This window comes from Vermiculatibacterium agrestimuris (genome assembly GCF_943193085.1).
Taxonomy (GTDB): domain Bacteria; phylum Bacillota; class Clostridia; order Oscillospirales; family Oscillospiraceae; genus Vermiculatibacterium; species Vermiculatibacterium agrestimuris.
Window position 1 is genome coordinate 13,685 of record NZ_CALPCU010000024.1, and the last position, 18,447, is coordinate 32,131.

Annotated in this window: 13 protein-coding genes and 1 tRNA gene; 5 read left to right on the forward strand and 9 right to left on the reverse strand. The window is 60.6% G+C overall.

The window, feature by feature from the left end:
• Positions 1 to 85: 85 nt before the first annotated feature.
• Together NFR87_RS08490 and NFR87_RS08495 are read right to left on the reverse strand one after the other, a co-directional pair.
• A complete protein-coding gene (locus NFR87_RS08490) occupies positions 86 to 1,699 on the reverse strand; it encodes a zinc-ribbon domain-containing protein (RefSeq protein ID WP_251448933.1) in 1,614 nt (537 codons plus the stop codon).
• An 83-nt stretch (positions 1,700 to 1,782) separates the two neighbouring features.
• A tRNA-Gly gene (locus NFR87_RS08495) sits at positions 1,783 to 1,856 on the reverse strand.
• A gap of 218 nt (positions 1,857 to 2,074) precedes the next feature.
• Here NFR87_RS08495 and NFR87_RS08500 point away from each other — a divergent pair.
• Positions 2,075 to 3,358, forward strand: coding sequence for an adenylosuccinate synthase (locus NFR87_RS08500; protein ID WP_251448934.1), 1,284 nt, complete (start codon positions 2,075 to 2,077; stop codon positions 3,356 to 3,358).
• 131 nt (positions 3,359 to 3,489) lie between these two features.
• Here the strand turns inward: NFR87_RS08500 and NFR87_RS08505 are convergent, their stop codons facing one another.
• The 6 genes from NFR87_RS08505 to NFR87_RS08530 all read right to left on the reverse strand — a co-directional run bounded on the left by NFR87_RS08505 (position 3,490) and on the right by NFR87_RS08530 (position 12,159).
• The gene (locus tag NFR87_RS08505; RefSeq protein ID WP_251448935.1) at positions 3,490 to 4,851 is read right to left on the reverse strand and encodes a Na+/H+ antiporter NhaC family protein; all 1,362 of its coding nucleotides are present in this window, start codon (positions 4,849 to 4,851) and stop codon (positions 3,490 to 3,492) included.
• A gap of 71 nt (positions 4,852 to 4,922) precedes the next feature.
• Positions 4,923 to 5,438 (reverse strand): 4Fe-4S dicluster domain-containing protein, encoded by a 516-nt coding sequence (locus NFR87_RS08510; RefSeq protein ID WP_251448936.1) that lies wholly within the window; start codon positions 5,436 to 5,438, stop codon positions 4,923 to 4,925.
• 3 nt (positions 5,439 to 5,441) lie between these two features.
• Positions 5,442 to 7,565, reverse strand: coding sequence for a molybdopterin-containing oxidoreductase family protein (locus NFR87_RS08515; RefSeq protein ID WP_251448937.1), 2,124 nt, complete (start codon positions 7,563 to 7,565; stop codon positions 5,442 to 5,444).
• Entirely contained in the window at positions 7,558 to 8,838 is a 1,281-nt protein-coding gene (locus tag NFR87_RS08520; protein ID WP_251448938.1) for an NAD(P)/FAD-dependent oxidoreductase, read from the reverse strand. The genes NFR87_RS08515 and NFR87_RS08520 overlap by 8 nt, the downstream gene beginning before the upstream one ends.
• A gap of 14 nt (positions 8,839 to 8,852) precedes the next feature.
• Positions 8,853 to 9,530: a Crp/Fnr family transcriptional regulator gene (locus NFR87_RS08525; RefSeq protein ID WP_251448939.1), complete on the reverse strand. Its 678-nt coding sequence runs from the start codon at positions 9,528 to 9,530 to the stop codon at positions 8,853 to 8,855.
• A 340-nt stretch (positions 9,531 to 9,870) separates the two neighbouring features.
• Complete coding sequence (locus NFR87_RS08530) at positions 9,871 to 12,159, reverse strand: ATP-dependent Clp protease ATP-binding subunit (RefSeq protein ID WP_251448940.1); 2,289 nt, start codon at positions 12,157 to 12,159, stop codon at positions 9,871 to 9,873.
• 202 nt (positions 12,160 to 12,361) lie between these two features.
• On the opposite strand from NFR87_RS08530, the gene NFR87_RS08535 reads away from it, so the two are divergent.
• Positions 12,362 to 12,532: a DUF362 domain-containing protein gene (locus tag NFR87_RS08535; protein WP_251448941.1), complete on the forward strand. Its 171-nt coding sequence runs from the start codon at positions 12,362 to 12,364 to the stop codon at positions 12,530 to 12,532.
• A 136-nt stretch (positions 12,533 to 12,668) separates the two neighbouring features.
• Positions 12,669 to 13,964, forward strand: a complete 1,296-nt coding sequence (gene brnQ / locus NFR87_RS08540; protein ID WP_251448942.1) for a branched-chain amino acid transport system II carrier protein — start codon at positions 12,669 to 12,671, stop codon at positions 13,962 to 13,964.
• A gap of 71 nt (positions 13,965 to 14,035) precedes the next feature.
• On the opposite strand, the gene NFR87_RS08545 is transcribed toward brnQ, so the two are convergent.
• A complete protein-coding gene (locus NFR87_RS08545; protein ID WP_251448943.1) occupies positions 14,036 to 14,722 on the reverse strand; it encodes a helix-turn-helix transcriptional regulator in 687 nt (228 codons plus the stop codon).
• Positions 14,723 to 15,078: 356 nt separating this feature from the next.
• Here NFR87_RS08545 and NFR87_RS08550 point away from each other — a divergent pair, with 356 nt between their 5' ends.
• Together NFR87_RS08550 and NFR87_RS08555 are read left to right on the forward strand one after the other, a co-directional pair.
• Entirely contained in the window at positions 15,079 to 16,728 is a 1,650-nt protein-coding gene (locus NFR87_RS08550) for a tryptophanase (protein ID WP_251448944.1), read from the forward strand.
• Between the two features lie 253 nt (positions 16,729 to 16,981).
• Entirely contained in the window at positions 16,982 to 18,385 is a 1,404-nt protein-coding gene (locus NFR87_RS08555; protein ID WP_251448945.1) for a sodium-dependent transporter, read from the forward strand.
• Positions 18,386 to 18,447: the final 62 nt, after the last annotated feature.

The following is an 18,447-nucleotide window of genomic DNA, read 5'->3' on the forward strand; positions in this document are numbered from 1 at the left end:
GAAAGAATTGTGATGTCTGTTGGAGCCCTGGGCCGGCGCCAAGGGAAGACAATTGGGGTCGGCATCTCGAAAACCCTTTGCCCGGTCAGCTGAAGCGATCCATATCGATTTTGAACAGCCGGTCAAAATACTGCTCCACCCCGGCGGCGCTGTGGTAATGTAGCCAGGCGGAGAGGTTGCTGATGCGTGCGGGTACGATCCGGCCGTCCGGCAGTTCAAATATGCCGAATTTCTCAGATGCTACTGAGATCTGAGACAATGGGATCGGATTCAGCTCAGGGCACCAAAAAGCCTTTAAAAAGGGATAGGTGTCTATGAGCAGAGGCGATTTATACCGGCTTTTACGGCAACAGTGAGGACAAGTGTCCGGATTGATCTTCTGCCGGTTTGCCATGCTTGCACGATATATTTTCCCACAACTACGGCATTTCCAAAAAAATTTGTAGGGGCTGTTGGGGGGAAACATACTGGGGGTCAGGATCCCGTTGAAAGCCGAAGCCCAGTCTGCGGCCAGGAGGGGATGCGTTTCCTCGAAGCTTCCGGGGACAGCGGCATTGATATACTGCTGCAGAATAAGAAGATGATCTCTCATAATATTGATATTGGGATACGAGTCCCGTTCAGGAAAGAGAAGCTGGAGCAGTTCGTAGATCAAATGGTCATATTCAAGACAGACCTTGTTTGTGAAGGCAAACACTGGGGCAGAGATGACCTGGATGAGGGGATGGGGCTTTACGGGAGGCTCGGCGCCCTTTTCCGCTATGATATATACACGGTAATGCCGTATGAGCGCGTATATTTTCGACAAGTCGGCGTTGATACAACGCGTGCGGTCAATGGTGGAATGGTAGTATAAGCTGTTAAATTCCACCGCAGTCTTACGGCTGGGAAGCAATATGTCCACGCTCTTGTCGGTATATGGGTCGACTTGGCGGCTTTGAAGGTCAGGAGAACACTTTTGCAGATAGAAACGGATCGCCTGTTCCGGGAAAGAGGTTTTCCTTCTTTCGTCACAGACAGAGCACCCATGGTTCCGGTGGGTGCGGTTGGAAACCCTGGCTCTGTACCGGTGTCCGATAGGACAGATAAACCATAGATTTTCTTTTGAAGAGGGGAGGATCATCTTTCCTGTGATCCCATTGTTGCGGCCCACATCCAGCTCCTTTGCGATTTCTGGGTGAAGCGCTTCCAGACAATTGAGGGGCGTTACCTCCCGGGCCTTTCCATCTCCGCACTGAGGGCAGCGCGGAAGTCCCCCGAGGTCAGCGATGCGGACAGGCTCAGGAAAGGAATAGCCGCAATCCGGGCATGTCAAATAGAATTTTTGATGGGTGGATGGATGCAGCGCTTCAGGAGGTTTAGAATTTCGCGTTTTGTCCCACCATTCGGAGATGCCCGGCAGGCTGGCGGCCAGGTTATACTGGGGAGAAAGACGCTCACCCTTGCAATAGGGACAAAAGGTTTCCTCGGCCCGTTTTGCGATCACGTTGTAATTGCCCTTTCTCAAGCGGTTCAGCTTATTGAGGCTCTGCAGCCATGAAATGCCGCAGGAGGGACATCGGAACTTATATTTCTTTGGAGAAGAAAAGGGAACCTCTGATGGGGGCAGATCATTTTCCTCCGGGTCATAAAGAGCCAAAAGCTCCGTTTTACCTTCCCGTTTACACCACTCTGAAAAGGACATTGAGCCTTTTCTCATAGATATAGGCCTCCCTCTGATTTCTAAATTGGAGCTCAAAAAGAAAAAACCGCAAAGTCTTGATATTCAAGACTTTGCGGTTATGGAGCAGGTGAGGGGAATCGAACCCCCGTGTTCAGCTTGGGAAGCTGACATTCTACCATTGAACTACACCTGCGTATTTTACCCCTTGGGAGAAACAGCTTATTCATATTAGCATATTTACCCACAAAAGGCAAGGGCTTTTTTTGGCGAAGCCCGTCAAGGCAAATATTGTCCGAAAAAAATCTTGCGTCTCTTTTTTGATTGTACTATAATGACCCCGTTGTTCGTTATGGGCCTCGGAAAAGGCAAAATCCTTCGGGATTGCGAATCCCCGGGCCGGAGGTAACGAATATGGTAAAAGCGATCGTAGGAGCCAACTGGGGCGACGAGGGAAAGGGTAAGATCACCGACCTGATGGCGGAGAAGTCGGATGTGGTCGTCCGCTTTCAGGGCGGGGCCAACGCGGGCCACACCATCATCTGTGATTACGGCCGTTACGCCCTGCACCAGCTCCCCTCGGGGGTGTTCTATCCCCACACCACCAATGTCATCGGCGCGGGAGTGGCTTTGGATGTGGCCAAGTTCCTGGCGGAGCTTGGGCAGCTTGCACAGGGCGGGGTGCCCGCGCCCCATGTGCTGGTGGATCAGCGCACCCAGCTGCTCATGCCCTACCATGTGCTCCAGGACACCTATGAGGAGGCCCGGCTGGCGGGCCGCGCCTTCGGCTCCACCAAGTCCGGCATCGCCCCCTTCTACGCCGACAAGTACGCCAAGATCGGGATCCAGATCGCCGACCTGATGGACGAGAGACGGCTTATGGAGCGGCTGGAGCAGGTCTGCGAGCTGAAAAACGCGCTGTGGGTACATCTCTACCACCAGAAGCCCCTGGAGCCTAAGGCCCTTTTCGACGGGCTCATGGAGAGCAGGGAGGCCATCCTGCCCTATGTGGGCGACAGCGTGGCCTTTGTCCACAAGGCCCTCTCGGAGGGGAAGACCGTCCTGCTGGAGGGGCAGCTGGGTTCCATGAAGGATCCCATTTATGGCATCTATCCCTACACCACCTCCTCCCACACCCTGGCGGGTTTCGGCTGCGTGGGCGGGGGCGTGCCCGTCACCGCCATCAAGGACGTGGTCTGCGTCACCAAGGCCTATTCCTCCAGCGTGGGTTCCGACGTGGAGCCCTTCGTCAGCGAGCTGAAGGGGGCTGAGGGAGACGAGCTGCGCCGCCGGGGCGGCGACAGGGGCGAGTTCGGCGCCACCACCGGCCGGCCCCGCCGGGTGGGCTGGTACGACGCGGTGGCCAGCCGGTACGGCTGTATGGTGCAGGGCGCCACGGAGGTGGCCCTTACGGCCATCGACTGCCTGGGATATTTAGACGAGATCAAGGTCTGCGTGGGCTATGAGATCGACGGGGAAGTGAGGCGCCAGTTCCCCGTCTCCGCCCAGCTGGAGCGGGCCAGGCCGGTGTATGAGACTCTCCCCGGCTGGAAGCGGGACATCCGGGGCGTCACCGAGTTTGAAAAGCTGCCCGGGGAAGCGCAGGACTACATCCGGTTCATCGAGCGGGAGCTCGGCGTGCCGATCAAGATCGTCTCTACCGGCCCCAAGCGCCACGAGATCATCGACCTGCACTGAAGGAAGTGAAGACAAAGGCCCCTCCCGGTACCGGGAGGGGCCTTTGTCTTTTGGAGAGAAAGAGGTGTTCCTTGCTATAAAAAGGGATCCGGACAGGCGGCAGGGAAAGTGTCAGGAACAGGAGAGGGGGTTTACTTGTTTTTCCTGCCGTAGCCGGTGACCACGGAGATCACCAGGATGACCGCCATAGCCAGGGAATAGAAGTTGACGAAGGGAATGGAGGCGGGGGCCACGGCGAAGGCCTCGCCGAACTCCGCGGCCTTCATAGCGGGGATAACGCAGTGGACGGTCCAGGGAGCCAGGAAACAGAACACGCAGCCCGTGCAGTCCATCAGGTTGGCCCGGCGGTAGGGATCCAGGCCGGCCTTCTCGCCCAGCTCCTTGACCAGATCGCCCATGGCCACGATGGCCACGGAGATGACGCCGGTGATCATGCTCAGAAGTCCCACGCAGCCGATGATGGTGACCTCGGTGCTGGCGCTTCCCTTGGCAAAGCCGGCCAGAGCCTTGCCGATGTCCTCGAACAGGCCGCTTTTCTCCAGGATGCCCAGCATGGCGAACACGGCGATGAGCATGGCGACTGTGCCCATGCAGCCGGTGATGGCCTCGGTGAGCAGGCCGGCCACGGCAAAGCCGCCGGGGAAGGAGAGCAGCGAGGAGAAGGTGTAGATGCCGCTGACCAGGCCGGCGATGATGCCGGCGATGACGCCCCAGGCCAGAGCGGTGATGAGGTGCTTGCGCATCAGGCACAGCACGATGATGACCACAGGCACCGCCAGCATGACCAGAGACAGGGGCTGGGGGGAGACCTGAGCGGCCTCCAGAGCGGCGGCGGCGGTGTCAGTTTTGGTGAACAGCAGGAAGCACACCAGGGCGACGATAGCCGCGGGGATGGAGTACTTGATGCGGGTGCGCACCACCCTGCCCAACTCCGCCTCCTGGGTGGTGGCGGAGGCGATGGTGGTGTCGGAGATGGGGGCCAGGTTGTCGCCGAAGGCCGCGCCGGAGACGATGGCGCCGATCATATAGATGGGGGTCACGCCGGTCATCACGCCCACGGGGAACAGGATGGGGATGACCACCATGTAGGTGCCCACCGAGGTGCCGGTGGAGAAAGCCAGCAGGCAGGTGATGAGGAAGGTGGCGGCGGCGAAGAGCTTGCCGGTGAAGCCCGCCTGGACGGCATAGGCGGCGATGGTCTGCACCATGCCGCTGCCGGAGATGAGCTTGCCGGAGATCGCGGCCAGAATGACCGCCAGGGCGATCACGGGGAACATGGGCTTGGTCAGGCCGGAGATGATGGCCTGGCCATAGGCCTTCTCGTCCTTGGCTACCACAATGCCCAGGATCACGGCCATGAAGAAGGCCACCACATAGCCGTTGACATTGGAGCCGTTGACGGCGGCGTATATGATAAAGATGATGGCCACCAGAAGGGGGATCAGCTTACCAAAGAAACCGAACCGAAACTCCAGACGTGTGTTTTCGCTCATGATAAAACCTCCTTTTTTGTGTTGTGCGGGTTAGAAGTGCCGCCCTCCGATCCGCAGGTGGGAACATGGACTTAGCCCTGCAGGAGCCGCTTGGACAGGGAACGCAGGGACTTTTCGCTCTGGACTTGATGGTACTGGCTTTCCGGAACACAGGTGAGGGCGCCGGTGGGGCACACCCGCACACAGGCGGGGATGAGCCCGCGGCGCAGCCGCTCGATGCAGCCGTCGCACTTGACCATCTTGCCCTCCTCGTTGAAGGAGGGGGCGCCGAAGGGACAGGCCATGGCGCAGGAGTGGCAGCCGATGCAGTTGGTGTTGTCAAAGAGGGTCAGGCCGCTCTCCGGATCCTTGTAGAGACAGGCGGAGGGACAGCCCATGACGCAGGGGGCGTCGTCACAGTGCATGCAGGCCACAGACAGGAAGCTGAACCGGGGCTTGCCCCTGTCCTGGGACTCCAGCTCGGCGGCGTTGCGGAAGGGGTGCTGGCCCTGGAGGGCGTCGATGTCGTTCTGGTCAAAGCAGGCCATGACGCAGGCCTGGCAGGCAGTGCACTTGGAGGGGTCGAAGTCAAAGATCATCTTTTCCATGGGTCACACCTTCCTTACACACACTCGGGTCTCCCGGTAGGTGGGGAAGCCGGAGTAGGGATCCAGGATCTCGTTGTCGGTGATGGAGTTCACATCGGCCTCAGGATAGCTGTGGTAGAGGCAGATGACCCCGGGCTCGGCCTTGCAGGTCAAATTGACCTTCACCCGGATGGCGCCCTTGTGAGAGGAGATCTCGATGGTATCCCCCTGGACGACCCCCAGCCTGGCGGCGTCCTCATGGCTCAGATCCGCCATGGGCTCCGGGCGGAGGGAGCGGTTCCAGGGCACCTTGTGGAGCCGGGAGTGGAGGGCGTTTGGCATCCGGGGGGAGGAGGAGAGCACCATGGGCAGATCGCTGTCCGGCCGGTCATCGAAGGGGGGACGGTAGGTGGGCAGGGGGTCGAAGCCGGGGTGCTTCTCAATGGCCAGAGACCACAGCTCAAACTTGCCGCTTTCCGTGTTCAGACCCTTCTCCAGCATAGCGCCGGGGACATAGGGCTCCACGCCGGGGACTTTGACCGGCTTGTCGCTGGCCTTCAGCTCCTCCAGAGAGATGGGGAGATCCTGAAGGATATACGCCAGACAGGTCTCGGGATCCTGGGTGAGCAGCTCGTCGTCCATATCCAGCGCCCTGGCGAGCTGGCAGAGGATCTCCACGTCGGATCTGGAATCGTAGAGCCGGTCGATGACGGGCTTTGTGTAGTAGAGATAACCGCCGCCGTAGCTTTTGAGCTCGCTGCGCTCGAAGGAGGTGCAGGCGGGCAGGACGATGTCGCAGAACTTACAGGTGTCGGTGAGGAAGAGCTCGGTATTTACCAGGAAGTCCAGCCCCATCAGGTTCTTCTTCAGCCGCTCGTCGTCGGGGGAGATGCGGTAGTTCATGCCCATGCCGAACATGGCCCGGATGGGATAGGGCTTACCGGTCTCGATCTGCCGGGACAGGTCGTTGGCCTGGGCCTCGTGGATGAAGTCGTTCCAGATGGGGAACCGCTCCGCCCCCACGGCGGGGGCCTTCACCCGGTCGTGGTGGGCCATGATGAATTCCTCCTCCCGGGTGGGGAAGCCGCCGGAGAGGTAGTTGTAGCTGAACTGAATGGGAATCTGGCCGCCCTTGCGGTCGAAGCAGCCCAGGATGGCCGACAGCGCCATGATGGCCCGGTAGTTCTGGAAACCGTTGCGGTGGTGGGCCAGGGGGGCGGCGCTCTCGTTGATGGACAGGGGCAGGTTGTCGGCGATCATGGCGGCGGCCTGCTCCAACTGAGCGGCGGGGACGCCGGTGAGCTGCTCCACCCGCTCCGGGGTGAAGTCCTTCACGTATTCGGCGAACTGGGGATAGCCGTAGACATACTTGTCGATGTATTCCTGGTCGGTCTTGCCGTCCCGGATGAGGATGTGGGCCAGGCCCAGGGCCACAGCGCCGTCCGTGCCCGTCCGGGGCCGGAGATGGATGTCCGCCAGCTTCAGGGAGGCGGGGGTCACCCGGGGATCCACGATGATGACCTTCATGCCCTCCGCTTTCCGCTTCTCCACATTGAGGGCGGCGATGTGCCGGGAGTAGTAGGGGTTGAAGGCCCAGCCCAGAAACACCCCGGAGTTGAGCACATCGCTGGAGCACATGGGGTTGCCGGTGGTGACCCACCAGTTGAGGAAGGTGGAGGTCATACAGCTGCTGGACTCGGTGAGAAAGTTGGGGGAGCCGAAGGAGTAGGTGAAGCGGTGGAGGAAAGGCCGGTACCACTTGGAGTAGCCGGAGTAGAACAGCACGCTCTCTGCCCCGCTCTCCGCCTTGATGGCGTTGAGCTTCCGGGCGATCTCGGCGTAGGCCTCCTCCCAGGTGATGGGCTCAAACTTCCCCTCGCCCCGCGCTCCCACCCGGCGCAGGGGGGTGCGGATCCGGTCGGGGCGGTAGATGTATTGCCGGTTGGACAGGCCCTTGGGACACAGCAGGCCGTGATTGACGGGATGGTCGGCGGTACCCTCGATCTTGATGACCTTGCCGTCTTTCACATAGGCGTCAATACCGCAATGAAAGGAGGGACAGCAGATATCGCAGATGGTGTGCTTCACTTCAATGCCTGTTTCGGGGCCGGGGATCTTGGCCCGCAGCAGGCGTTCCTTTTTATCCATGAATGAGATCTCCTTCCAGTTCGGTGCTTTCCAGCAGGTGGATGACGTCCTCGTTGAGGCCGTTGCGCAGCAGGATGACCCGCTGCATAGGGCTGATGGGCTCACAGTTGCCCAAGAATTTGCGGGACATAAAGCTCTTGATGACCCCGCTGATGATGTGGTTATCCACGATATTCACCAAAGCCAGTTTGCCCTCCCGGCGGATGGCGTAGAGGAAAAAGCCGTTGTTTCGCCATCGGATGACCTCGCCCTGGGCTTTCACGTCGCCGAAGCCGATAAAGTCCATATCCATGAAGTGGGTGATGTTGTGCAGCAGGGTGCCGGGGTAGCGCACCGGGTGGCCCAGCATGGCCCCGGCGGCGGTGACTCCCTGGTAGCCCGCGTTGGCCCACAGGCCGATGATCTGGTGGCGGCCGCTTTGGATGTCATAGCCGCTGGAGCAGTCTCCGGCGGCATAGACGCCGGGGATGGAGGTCTCCATCTGCTCGTTGACCAGCACCCCCCGGTCCACCTGGGGGCCGGTGTCATCCAGAAAATCCAGGTTGGGCCGGGTGCCGATGGCCAGCACCACCGCGTCGGCGGAGAGGGTTTCCTTGTCGAAGGAGACCGCCAGGCCGTCCCCGGTCTCCCGGATGCCGGACAGGCCCACGCCGAATTTCAGTTCTACTCCCTTGGCCTCCACCCGGCCCGCCAACTCCTTGCCCACTTCGGGCACGGCGGCCAGGGGGAAGAGGGAGGGGGCCATGTCGGCCAGGACGCACTGGCAGCCGGCGCGCTGAAAAAGCTCAGCCACCTTGATGCCCACCATGGAGGCGCCCACCACCACCGCCCGCCTGACGTCTCCGCGATCCAGGCGGTCGCGAAGGGCCTGGGCGTCGTTGGGGGTGCGCATGACATAGATATTTTTCTCAGGCAGGTCGGGGATAGGGGGGATAAAGACCCGGGCGCCGGTGGAGATGAGCGCGGCGTCGAAGGGAACGCGCTCTCCATTGGCCAGCCGGACGACCCGGTCCTTGCAGTCCAGCCGCTCCACCGGAGAGTTGGTATGTAAGGTCAGATGCAGGGACTTAGCGATGCCCTTGAGGGTGCCGAAGGGGAACAGGCCCTTCCAGGGCAGCCGGTGACCGGCGTAATAAGTGGTGAGCATGGGGTTATAGGGGGGCAGGTCGGTGTCGGAAAAGACGTGGATGTCCCCCTTGTATCCTTCGGTGCGAAGGGACATGGCACAGTGATAGCCGGCACAACCAAAGCCTAATATGGCGACAGTTTTCATGGGAACCTCCTTTTTTAAGCTGACGTGACGATGCGCCGGATGGCATCCAGGTCATAGATGATCCAGCGGTTTCCCTTTTTAGCCAGCCAGCCGTTGGCCTCAAACTCCACCAGGATCTGGTTGACGGTGAGCCGGGAAGTACGGACTAAATTTCCGATGCCCTGCTGAATGACGGGCAGCTCGATACGCAGCCCCGATGAGGTGGGCGTGCCGAAGTTGTGGGCCATGTCCACAAACACGGCGGCCACCCGCTGCTGAGCGGTCATGAAGCACAGCCGCCGCACATGCTCCATATGCACATGGATCTTGTGCGCCATGGAGGAGAGAACCTGCGTGTTGAGGGCGATATCCATGGAAAGGCAGGAGAGAAACTCGTCCTTTGGAATACGGTAGAGCTCACAGTCTACAATGGTGGCGGCGTGGAGGAATTGGGCCTCGGGCTCAAAGCAGGTCTCCTCGCCGAACATGCACCCTTCCAGGGCGAAGATATAGATTTTTTCCGCCCCGTCACTGGTGAAGTAGGACAGGCGAACACGTCCGCTTTTGACGATATAGATATTGGAGATGTCCTCCTCCTGGTTGTAGAGAACCGTCCTGCCTTTGATCCGGATGAGATACTTAGGATCGGTAAGCGGCCCCCAATCCTCCAGATTGTATCGGATCCAAGGGGAATAGTTTTCAAAAATGGTCATTTCAAAACCCCCTTCTCAAATTTATAGCATATTACACAAATACAAAACTATAAACTTCTTTACAATTTGTGCAGAAAAGAGCGGAAGAAGCCGGATTTTAGGTAGGATGAAGAAGATTTTTTGGCAAAAGCGAGAAAAAGTTCTGCAATGAAAGGGCGGCACATTCTCAATGTGCCGCCCTTTTGAGAGAGACTGATGCAATAGAAATCATGAGGATGATTTCGGGGAAAGAACGGCTGCCGCTGAAAAGGCGGAAACTGCCGTGGCGAGAAAATGATTTTGAATTTTAACATATTATTTCTCAAAAGGCAAGACTTTTAGAAAAGATAGAACCGGAGACCTATCCTGCGGGGAGGGCGGCGGGGGAGGGGAGCAGGGTGATACGGCCCGCCTCCTCCGCCACGGTGAGAAGAGAGCCGGGCGGGAGGGCGCCGGTGAGGAGAAGCTCGGCGGCGGGATCCTCGATCTGGGCGCGGATCGCCCGGCGCAGGGGGCGGGCGCCGTAGTCGGCGTCGAAGCCCGTGCGGGTCAAAAGCGCCTGAGCGGCCTCGGTGACGGCCAGCTCCACGCCCAGGGCGGAAAGCCGCTGGGAGAGCCGCCGGAGCAGCCGGCAGGCGACCTGGGCCAGCTCCGGGGAAGAGAGCTGACGGAAAACGATGATCTCGTCCAACCGGTTGAGCAGCTCTGGCCGGAAGGTGCGCTTGACCTCCTCCATCACCATCTCCCTGATCTCCTCCAGACTTCGCAGGCCGTCGGAAGAGCTGTCTGCGGAAAAGCCCAGGCTGCCTTTGGCGGTGATGCGCCGGGCCCCCACGTTGGAGGTGAGGATAAGCACACAGTTGCGAAGGTCGGCCTTCCGGCCCTGGGCGTCGGTGACACAGCCGTCCTCCAGGGCCTGGAGCAGGACGCTCCACACATCCTCGTGAGCCTTTTCGATCTCGTCGAAGAGCACCACGGAATAGGGCCTGCGCCGCACGGCCTCGGTGAGCTGTCCGCCCTCCTCGTGGCCCACATAGCCCGGCGGGGAGCCCAAAAGCCGGGAGACGGTGTGCTGCTCCATATATTCTGACATATCAAAGCGGATCAGGGCCTCCTCGGTGCCAAAGAGGGATTGCGCCAGGGCCTTGCACAGCTCGGTCTTGCCCACACCCGTGGGGCCCAGGAAGAGAAAGGAGCCCACAGGCCGGTCAGGCTCCTTCAGACCCACCCGTCCCCGGCGGACAGCTTTGGCCAGGCTGGAGACGGCCTCCTCCTGGCCCACCACCCGGCGGTGGAGGGCCTCCTCCAGCTCCAGCAGCCGCTGGCTCTCCGAACGGGTGAGAGAGGTCACGGGGATCCCTGTCCAGCCGGCCACCACCGCCGCTACGTCCTCCGCGGTGACCGCGGAGGGGGCGGACTCGGAGAGCCGGGCCCGGCTGGCGGCTTCGTCCATGAGATCCACGGCCTTATCCGGAAGGCGGCGGTCGGGGAGGTAACGCTGGGAGAGGGAGACGGCGGCGGAGAGGGCCTGGTCGGTGATGGACAGGCGGTGGTGCCGCTCATAGTGGGGGCGCAGGCCCCGGAGGATGGACAGGGTGTCCTCCTCCGAGGGCTCGGCAACGGTGACGGGCTGGAACCGCCGCTCCAGGGCGGCGTCCTTCTCAATATACTTCCGATATTCGTCGGTGGTGGTGGCTCCTACCACCTGGATGTCTCCCCGGCCCAGGGCGGGCTTGAGGATGTTGGCGGCGTCGATGGCCCCCTCGGCGCTGCCCACGCCTACGATGGTATGGAGCTCGTCCAAAAAGAGGATCACGTCTCCCGCCCGGCGCACCTCGTTGAGGATGTTTTTCACCCGCTCCTCAAATTCGCCCCGGTACTTGGTGCCCGCCACCATGGAGGGCAGATCCAGCGCCACCAGCCGCTTGGCGGCGAGCTCCTGGGGTACTTTCCCCTGGGCGATGGCGATGGCCAGAGCCTCGGCCACGGCGGTCTTGCCCACCCCCGGCTCCCCGATAAGGGCGGGGTTGTTCTTCCGGCGGCGGGAGAGGATCTCCACCACCCGGCGCACCTCCCCCTCCCGGCCGATAACGGGATCCAGCTCCCGGTTGGCGGCCAGGGCGGTGAGATCCCGGGAAAACTGATCCAGCAGCTTGGTGCCGGCGCCGCGCTCCTCCCGCTCCAGACGGCGGCGCTCCGCGAGCCGGGGCTCGTAGGCGCCGAAGGCGTTGGTCACCTCTCCCAAAAGGCGGCGGGGATCCTTGCCCGCCGCCAGAATGACCCGGTTGGCGGCACTGTCGCTCTGGCGGAGGAGGCCGGTGAGCAGATGGCCGGTGTCTGCCCGCCGGGCCTGGAGGCGCCGGGCTTCGTTCAAGGCCAGCTCCAGGCACTCCCGGCAGCGGGGGGTGAGGCCCTGGGCGGGAAGGCCGCCCGCCGTACCCGCGCCCATGAGCTCCACCAGAGCGCTTCGGAGCATCTGGGGGGTGAGCCCCACAGCGATGAGCGCCCTGGCGCCGGGGCCCCGGCCCTCCCGGGCCACGCCCAGCAGCAGGTGCTCTGTGCCCACATAGCTATGGCCCAGCTCGGCGGCACTCTCCTGGGCCAGCCGCAGGGCGGTCTCCGCCCCGGCGGTAAATTCAATGCTGTTCATCTCGTTTGCTCCTCTCGTTTGCCTTGACAGATTGACAGGTCAGGCGGTTATCCTGAGCTAACCGCCTGAAAAACCGAAAACCTTAGAGCCCCATTGTTTGGCGGCATCTAAAATATACCCGGTTTTTCCGAAAAATTACATTGCAATTTGAAAATGATGTGTTATAATAATGCCAGTTTGAAGTGACTTGGAGGTGTAACCAATGGCCTACGTGATCAGCGATGCTTGTGTCAGCTGCGGCGCTTGCGCCGACGCCTGCCCTGTGTCCGCCATTTCTCAGGGGGACAGCCAGTACGTGATCGACGCCGGCGCCTGCATCGACTGCGGCACCTGTGCCGGTACCTGCCCCACCGGCGCCATCTCTCAGGGCTGAGAGAGCGCCTACATGCGTAAAAAAACAGCGGCGCTGTCACTGTGGCAGCGCCGCTGTTTTCGTTTGGGAGAGATAAGAGTTGCGGGAAGCGCCCGGGTCTGATATACTGAGTTAAAAAATCAGAGGAGGCGAGGATATGGAGCGGCTGCGGGGTAAAGACCTGCTCCTGGTGGGGCTGACGCTTTTTTCCATGTTTTTTGGCGCGGGGAATCTGATCTTCCCACCCTACGTAGGCGCCCAGGCCGGGGTCAACACCTGGCTGGCCATGGTGGGAATGGCGGTGAGCGCCGTGGGCCTGCCTGTGCTGGGCGTGGTGGCGGTGGCCAAGGCCGGGGGGCTGGACGTGATGGGTGACCGGATCCACCCCCTGTTCTCCAGGGTCTTCACCGTGGCCTGCTACCTGGCCATCGGGCCCTGTCTGGCCATTCCCCGCACTGCCAGCACCTCCTTTGAGATGGCGGTGATCCCCTTTGCCGGGGCGCAGGCGCCCCTGCGGCTGTTTCAGTGGGCCTATACGCTGGTGTTCTTTGCCCTGGCCCTCTGGGTGGCCCTGAAGCCGGAAAAGCTCACCGACCGGCTGGGCAAGATCCTGTGCCCGATCCTGATCGCCCTCATTGTCGTTGCCTTTGCGGGCTGTCTGCTCCATCCCCCGGGGGGCTATGGCCCGGCCCAGGCCGCAGGCTACGGGGACAGCCCGGTGATCACCGGTTTTCTGGAGGGCTACCAGACCATGGACACCATCGCCGCGCTGGTCTTCGGCATCACCATTGCCATCAGCATCCGCGCCCGGGGCGTCACCCAGAGCCGGGAGGTGGTCTTCGGCACGGTGCGGGCCGGGTGTTTGGCCGGGATACTGCTGCTGGTCATCTACGCTATGCTAGCTCATATGGGCGCCCTGGCCGGAGGCCGTTTCCCCGGGGCCTCCAACGGGGCGCGGGTGCTGACCGATCTGGTCTTCTATCTTTTCGGCCCTCTGGGGCTGATGCTGCTGGCCGCCATCTTCGTCATCGCCTGCTTCAATGTGTGCGTGGGCCTCATCACCTCCTGCGGCGAGTATTTCCACAAGCTCTGGCCGGCTTGCTCCTACCGGGGCTGGGCGGCGGTCTTTGCGGGGGTGGGCCTGCTCATCGCCAACATTGGACTGGATCAGATCCTGAAGATCTCCGGGCCGGTGCTCAGCGTGCTCTATCCCGTGGCCATCGTGCTCATTCTGCTCTCCCTGTTTCACGACCGGCTGAAAAAGCGCCCCAGGGTCTACCCGGCGGCCATTTTGTGCACTGCCGCCGCCAGCCTGCTGCTGGTGGCGGCGGACTACCTGCCGGGGCTCAAGGAGGCCGTGTCCATTCTGCCCCTGGCGGGGCAGGGCCTGGGCTGGGTGCTCCCGGCGGCGGTGGGCCTGCTGGCAGGTCTGCTTCTGCCGCAGTCCGCCTGACAGGGCGGTAAGAGGGAAGAAATAAAAAGGAGGACGAAACCCTTGGGTTTCGTCCTCCTTTTGTTTGTGTGTCAATCCGTCTCCTGGCGTACCCTGGTCAGATAGCGGTAGATGCTGGCGGGGGAGGAGTGCAGCTCCTTGGACACGTGGGCCACCGCCCCCTTGAGCCGGAAGATGCCCCGCCGCTCCAGCTGGGCCACGATGCGGATCTTCTCCTCCTGGCTCAGCCGCTCTACAGGGATGTTCCCCTCGGACAAGACCTCCTCGATCACCGAATCTGCCGCCGAGGTCATGGAGTCGCCAAAACGTTCGGTGTCCTCCTCCTTCAGGGATTCCAACACATCGCTGCGGATGACGATGTTGTTCTCCATATAGACGTCCGGATGGATGAGCTGGAACAGCTGGCTGGAGAGCTCCTGGAATTTGCTGTCGTCAAAATTGACACACAGCATCCCCACCAGGTCGTCGTTTTTATCCTTGATATAAAAAGTGGAGGAGCGCAGGGGGCGGTTACCGCTGGTGAGACCGTTATAGTTGGTGCGGTAATCCATATCCTTGGCGTTTTCAGCCACTGCCCGCAGAGCCATGGCGGTGGGCGGGGAGTCCAGATCCCGCCCGCTGACAGAGCCGTTAACGATGGCCACAATGGTGCTGTTTTTGCCGTGGACGTCATGAAGGGTGATCTCGTAAGTGGGGCCCAGTACCAGGCCGAGGAACTCAACCAGCTTGGTGTACTGCTTGAGCATGGCGCGGTTCATATGCTCACCTCATTTTCTGAAAAGAACCTGTGAAAAAGGCTGCTTTCATAATCTATGGTAAAAGCATCATACCATGGAATGAATGGGGAATCAAGAGAGAAAAATTGTAATTGTGAGAAAAAATAACTCAAAAAAACGGGGGCAAAAAGACAAATAGATAAATTACACAGGAAGAGGGTTGCAATTTTGGGCAGTTTTTCACAACTTCCACTTGACTGCGTGAGGAAAAACTGATAAAATATCTCTCGTAAAAGGTGCTGTCCGCCAGTCACAGCCGCCCAAGGACGGGGCGTTGCTTGACGACCGGGGTATCCTCACATCTTTGGCTGAAATGCCGAATAATGGAGGTAATCAAAATGGACAAGAAAGCAACCAACTATCCCCTGAACGTCCCCATGCCCCAGCACTGCGCGTATGCTGTGCGCGACCTGCCCCAGGCGACCGTTGAGCAGCGTGAGCGCGCCCTGAATGCCACGCACTGGAACGAGTTCGCGTTTCCCTCGGGAATGCTGACTGTGGACATGCTGTCCGACTCCGGCACCACCGCTATGACCAACCAGCAGCTGGCCACCCTGTTCCTGGGTGACGAGGCTTACGGCCGCAACACCGGCTATTATGTCCTGCTGGACACCTTCCGCGACATTTTTGAGCGCGGCGGCGAGAAGAATTGGAAGAAGATCATCGACCTGGTGCGCACCGATTGCCGGGACATCGAGAAGATGATGGACGAGGTCTATCTCTGCGAGTACGAGGGTGGCCTGTTTAACGGCGGCGCCGCGCAGATGGAGCGTCCCAACTCCTTCATTATCCAGCAGGGCCGCGCCGCTGAGTCTGTGCTGATGGAGATCGTGAAGAAGATCCTGGCCGAGCGTCATCCCGGCAAGGTCTTCACCATCCCCTCCAACGGCCACTTCGACACCACCGAGGGCAACATCAAGCAGATGGGCTCCGTGCCCCGCAACCTGTACAACAAGGATCTGCTCTACGAGATCCCCGAGGGCGGCAAGTATCCCAAGAACCCCTTCAAGGGCAACATGGACATTGAGAAGCTGGAGCAGCTGATCACCGCCGTGGGCGTGGAGAACGTGCCCCTGATCTTCACTTGTATCACCAACAACCCCATCTGCGGCCAGCCCGTCTCCATGGCCAATATCCGCGAGATCAACCGGGTGGCGCACAAGTACGACATCCCCCTGGTCTTTGACGTGGCCCGCTGGGCGGAGAACTGCTACTTCATTAAGATGAACGAGCCCGGCTATGAGGACAAGTCCATCGCCGAGATCGCCAGCGAGATGTTCTCCTACTGCGACGCCTTCACCATGTCCGCCAAGAAGGACGGCCACGCCAACATGGGCGGCATGCTGGCCTTCCGGGACAAGGGTCTGTTCTGGAAGAAGTTCTCTGACTTCAACCCCGACGGCAGCGTGAAGACCGACGTGGGCGTGCTCATCAAGGTCAAGCAGATCTCCTGCTACGGCAACGATTCCTACGGCGGCATGTCCGGCCGTGACATCATGGCTCTGGCCTGCGGCCTCTATGAGTCCTGCGACTTCGGCTACATGGACAACCGTGTCAAGCAGTGCGAGTACCTGGCCCAGGGCTTCTACAAGGCCGGCGTCAAGGGCGTGGTTCTGCCCGCCGGCGGCCACGCTGTGTACATCAACATGGACGAGTTCTTTGACGGCAAGCGGGATCACACCACCTTCGCCGGCACCGGCTTCTCCCTGGAGCTGATCCGCCGCTACGGCATCCGCGTGTCCGAGCTGGGCGACTTCTCCATGGAGTACGACCTGAAGACTCCCGAGCAGCAGGCTGAGCTGGCCAACGTGGTTCGCTTCGCCATCGACCGCAGCCGCCTGACCCAGGAGCACCTGGACTACGTCATCGCCGCTGTCAAGGCCCTCTACGAGGATCGGGAGAGCATCCCCAACATGCGCATCCTCTGGGGCCACAAGCTGCCCATGCGTCACTTCCACGCCTTCCTGGAGCCCTACCCCAACAAGTAAGCAAGGGCGAAAAATAAATACCTTCGTCAAGAGGGGTACCCCTCTTGCTCTTGGCTCATTAGAGAGCCAAGAAAGAGATAACTTAGCGTTCCGCGTCACGTAGAAGACGCGGGAAGAAGAGCGTCCGCACCCCGGGATCACAATATTACCCCCTGCGCGGACGCTCTTTTTCTCTCCTTTTTTGGTTTTCCCGCCTTTTGGAGAGAGGGCGAGAGAATAGATGTGTTCCAAATCTGTAAAGAGAGGTGTAATTATGGCAGAGAGTACTCAGCTCCAAAAGCGCGACGGTTTCCAAAGCAAGTGGGGCTTCATCCTTGCTTGTATCGGCTCCGCCGTAGGCATGGGCAACATTTGGCGCTTCCCCATCATGGTCACCCGTTTTGGCGGCATGACCTTCCTGATCCCCTATTTCATCTTTGTTATTTTCGTGGGCGCCACCGGCGTCATCGAGGAGTTCGCCCTGGGCCGCAGTTCTCAGGCCGGCCCCATCGGCGCCTTTGGCCACTGCACCGAGCTCAAGACCGGCAACAAGAAGACCGGTGAGCTCATCGGCATCATCCCCATCATTGGCGCTTTGATGCTGGCCATCGGCTACACTGTGGTCATGGGCTGGATCTTCAAGTACGCGTTCATGTCCATCTCCGGCGGCCTGTTCGCTCTGGGCACCGACATGGGCGCCATCGGCGGCACCTTCGACGCCACCGCGCCTGAGGCGGGCTCCATCGGCGAGGCCATCGGCATGATGTTCAGCGGCGGCCTGTTCGGCATCGGCAATACCGTGTGGCAGATCGTTGGCCTGGTGGTGGCTCTGATCATCATGGCCATCGGCGTGTCCGGCGGCATTGAGAAGGCCAATAAGGTCATGATGCCCGTTCTGTTCGTGCTGTTTGTGGTGCTGGCCATCTACATTGCCACCCTGCCCGGAGCTTCCGACGGCTACAAGTTCCTGTTCACCATTGATCCCAAGGGCTTTGCCAATCCCCAGGTGTGGGTCTATGCCTTCGGTCAGGCCTTCTTCTCCCTGTCCGTTGCAGGCAACGGCTCGGTTATCTACGGCTCCTACCTTCCCATGGACGAGGATATCCCCTCCTCCGCGCGGAACGTGGCCTTCTTTGACACCCTGGCCGCCCTGCTGGCCGCCTTTGTCATCGTTCCCGCCATCGCCGCTTCCGGCATGGCCATGAGCGATGTGGGCGCCGGCCCCGGCCTCATGTTCGTCTACCTGGTCAACATTATGAACGGCATGCCCGGCGGCCGGATCGTGGGCGTGATCTTCTACATTGCCGTTCTCTTCGCTGGCCTGAGCTCCATCATCAACCTGTATGAGGCGCCCGTGGCCACCATGCAGGAGCAGTTTAAGCTGAAGAGACTTCCCGCCGTGGCCGTCATCGGCGTCATCGGCCTGGTGGTCTCCGTTATCATCCAGCCCTATACCTCCCAGTGGATGGACATCGTCTCCATCTACATCTGCCCCCTGGGCGCCTTCCTGGCTGCCGCTCTGTTCTTCTTCGTGGCCGGCAAGGACGAGGCCCTCAAGGCGGTCAACCACAGCGCCAAGAAGCCCATTGGCGGCTGGTTCTACCCCCTGGGCTGCGTGTTCTGCGTAGCCTGCCTGGTGGCGCTGGTACTGGGCGCTATGTACGGCGGTATCGGCTAAACAAGCTCATTCACATTCCTTATTTCTCTCCAAACGGAACGGGCGGGGCCATTTGGCCCCGC

Coding starts and splice junctions, on each gene's coding strand:
- NFR87_RS08525 (WP_251448939.1), bottom strand. CDS start 9,530: ATGACCATTTTTGAAAACTATTCCCCTTGGATCCGATACAATCTGGAG.
- NFR87_RS08530 (WP_251448940.1), bottom strand. CDS start 12,159: ATGAACAGCATTGAATTTACCGCCGGGGCGGAGACCGCCCTGCGGCTG.
- brnQ (WP_251448942.1), top strand. CDS start 12,669: ATGGAGCGGCTGCGGGGTAAAGACCTGCTCCTGGTGGGGCTGACGCTT.
- NFR87_RS08535 (WP_251448941.1), top strand. CDS start 12,362: ATGGCCTACGTGATCAGCGATGCTTGTGTCAGCTGCGGCGCTTGCGCC.
- NFR87_RS08490 (WP_251448933.1), bottom strand. CDS start 1,699: ATGAGAAAAGGCTCAATGTCCTTTTCAGAGTGGTGTAAACGGGAAGGT.
- NFR87_RS08505 (WP_251448935.1), bottom strand. CDS start 4,851: ATGAGCGAAAACACACGTCTGGAGTTTCGGTTCGGTTTCTTTGGTAAG.
- NFR87_RS08550 (WP_251448944.1), top strand. CDS start 15,079: ATGGACAAGAAAGCAACCAACTATCCCCTGAACGTCCCCATGCCCCAG.
- NFR87_RS08515 (WP_251448937.1), bottom strand. CDS start 7,565: ATGGATAAAAAGGAACGCCTGCTGCGGGCCAAGATCCCCGGCCCCGAA.
- NFR87_RS08545 (WP_251448943.1), bottom strand. CDS start 14,722: ATGAACCGCGCCATGCTCAAGCAGTACACCAAGCTGGTTGAGTTCCTC.
- NFR87_RS08520 (WP_251448938.1), bottom strand. CDS start 8,838: ATGAAAACTGTCGCCATATTAGGCTTTGGTTGTGCCGGCTATCACTGT.
- NFR87_RS08555 (WP_251448945.1), top strand. CDS start 16,982: ATGGCAGAGAGTACTCAGCTCCAAAAGCGCGACGGTTTCCAAAGCAAG.
- NFR87_RS08500 (WP_251448934.1), top strand. CDS start 2,075: ATGGTAAAAGCGATCGTAGGAGCCAACTGGGGCGACGAGGGAAAGGGT.
- NFR87_RS08510 (WP_251448936.1), bottom strand. CDS start 5,438: ATGGAAAAGATGATCTTTGACTTCGACCCCTCCAAGTGCACTGCCTGC.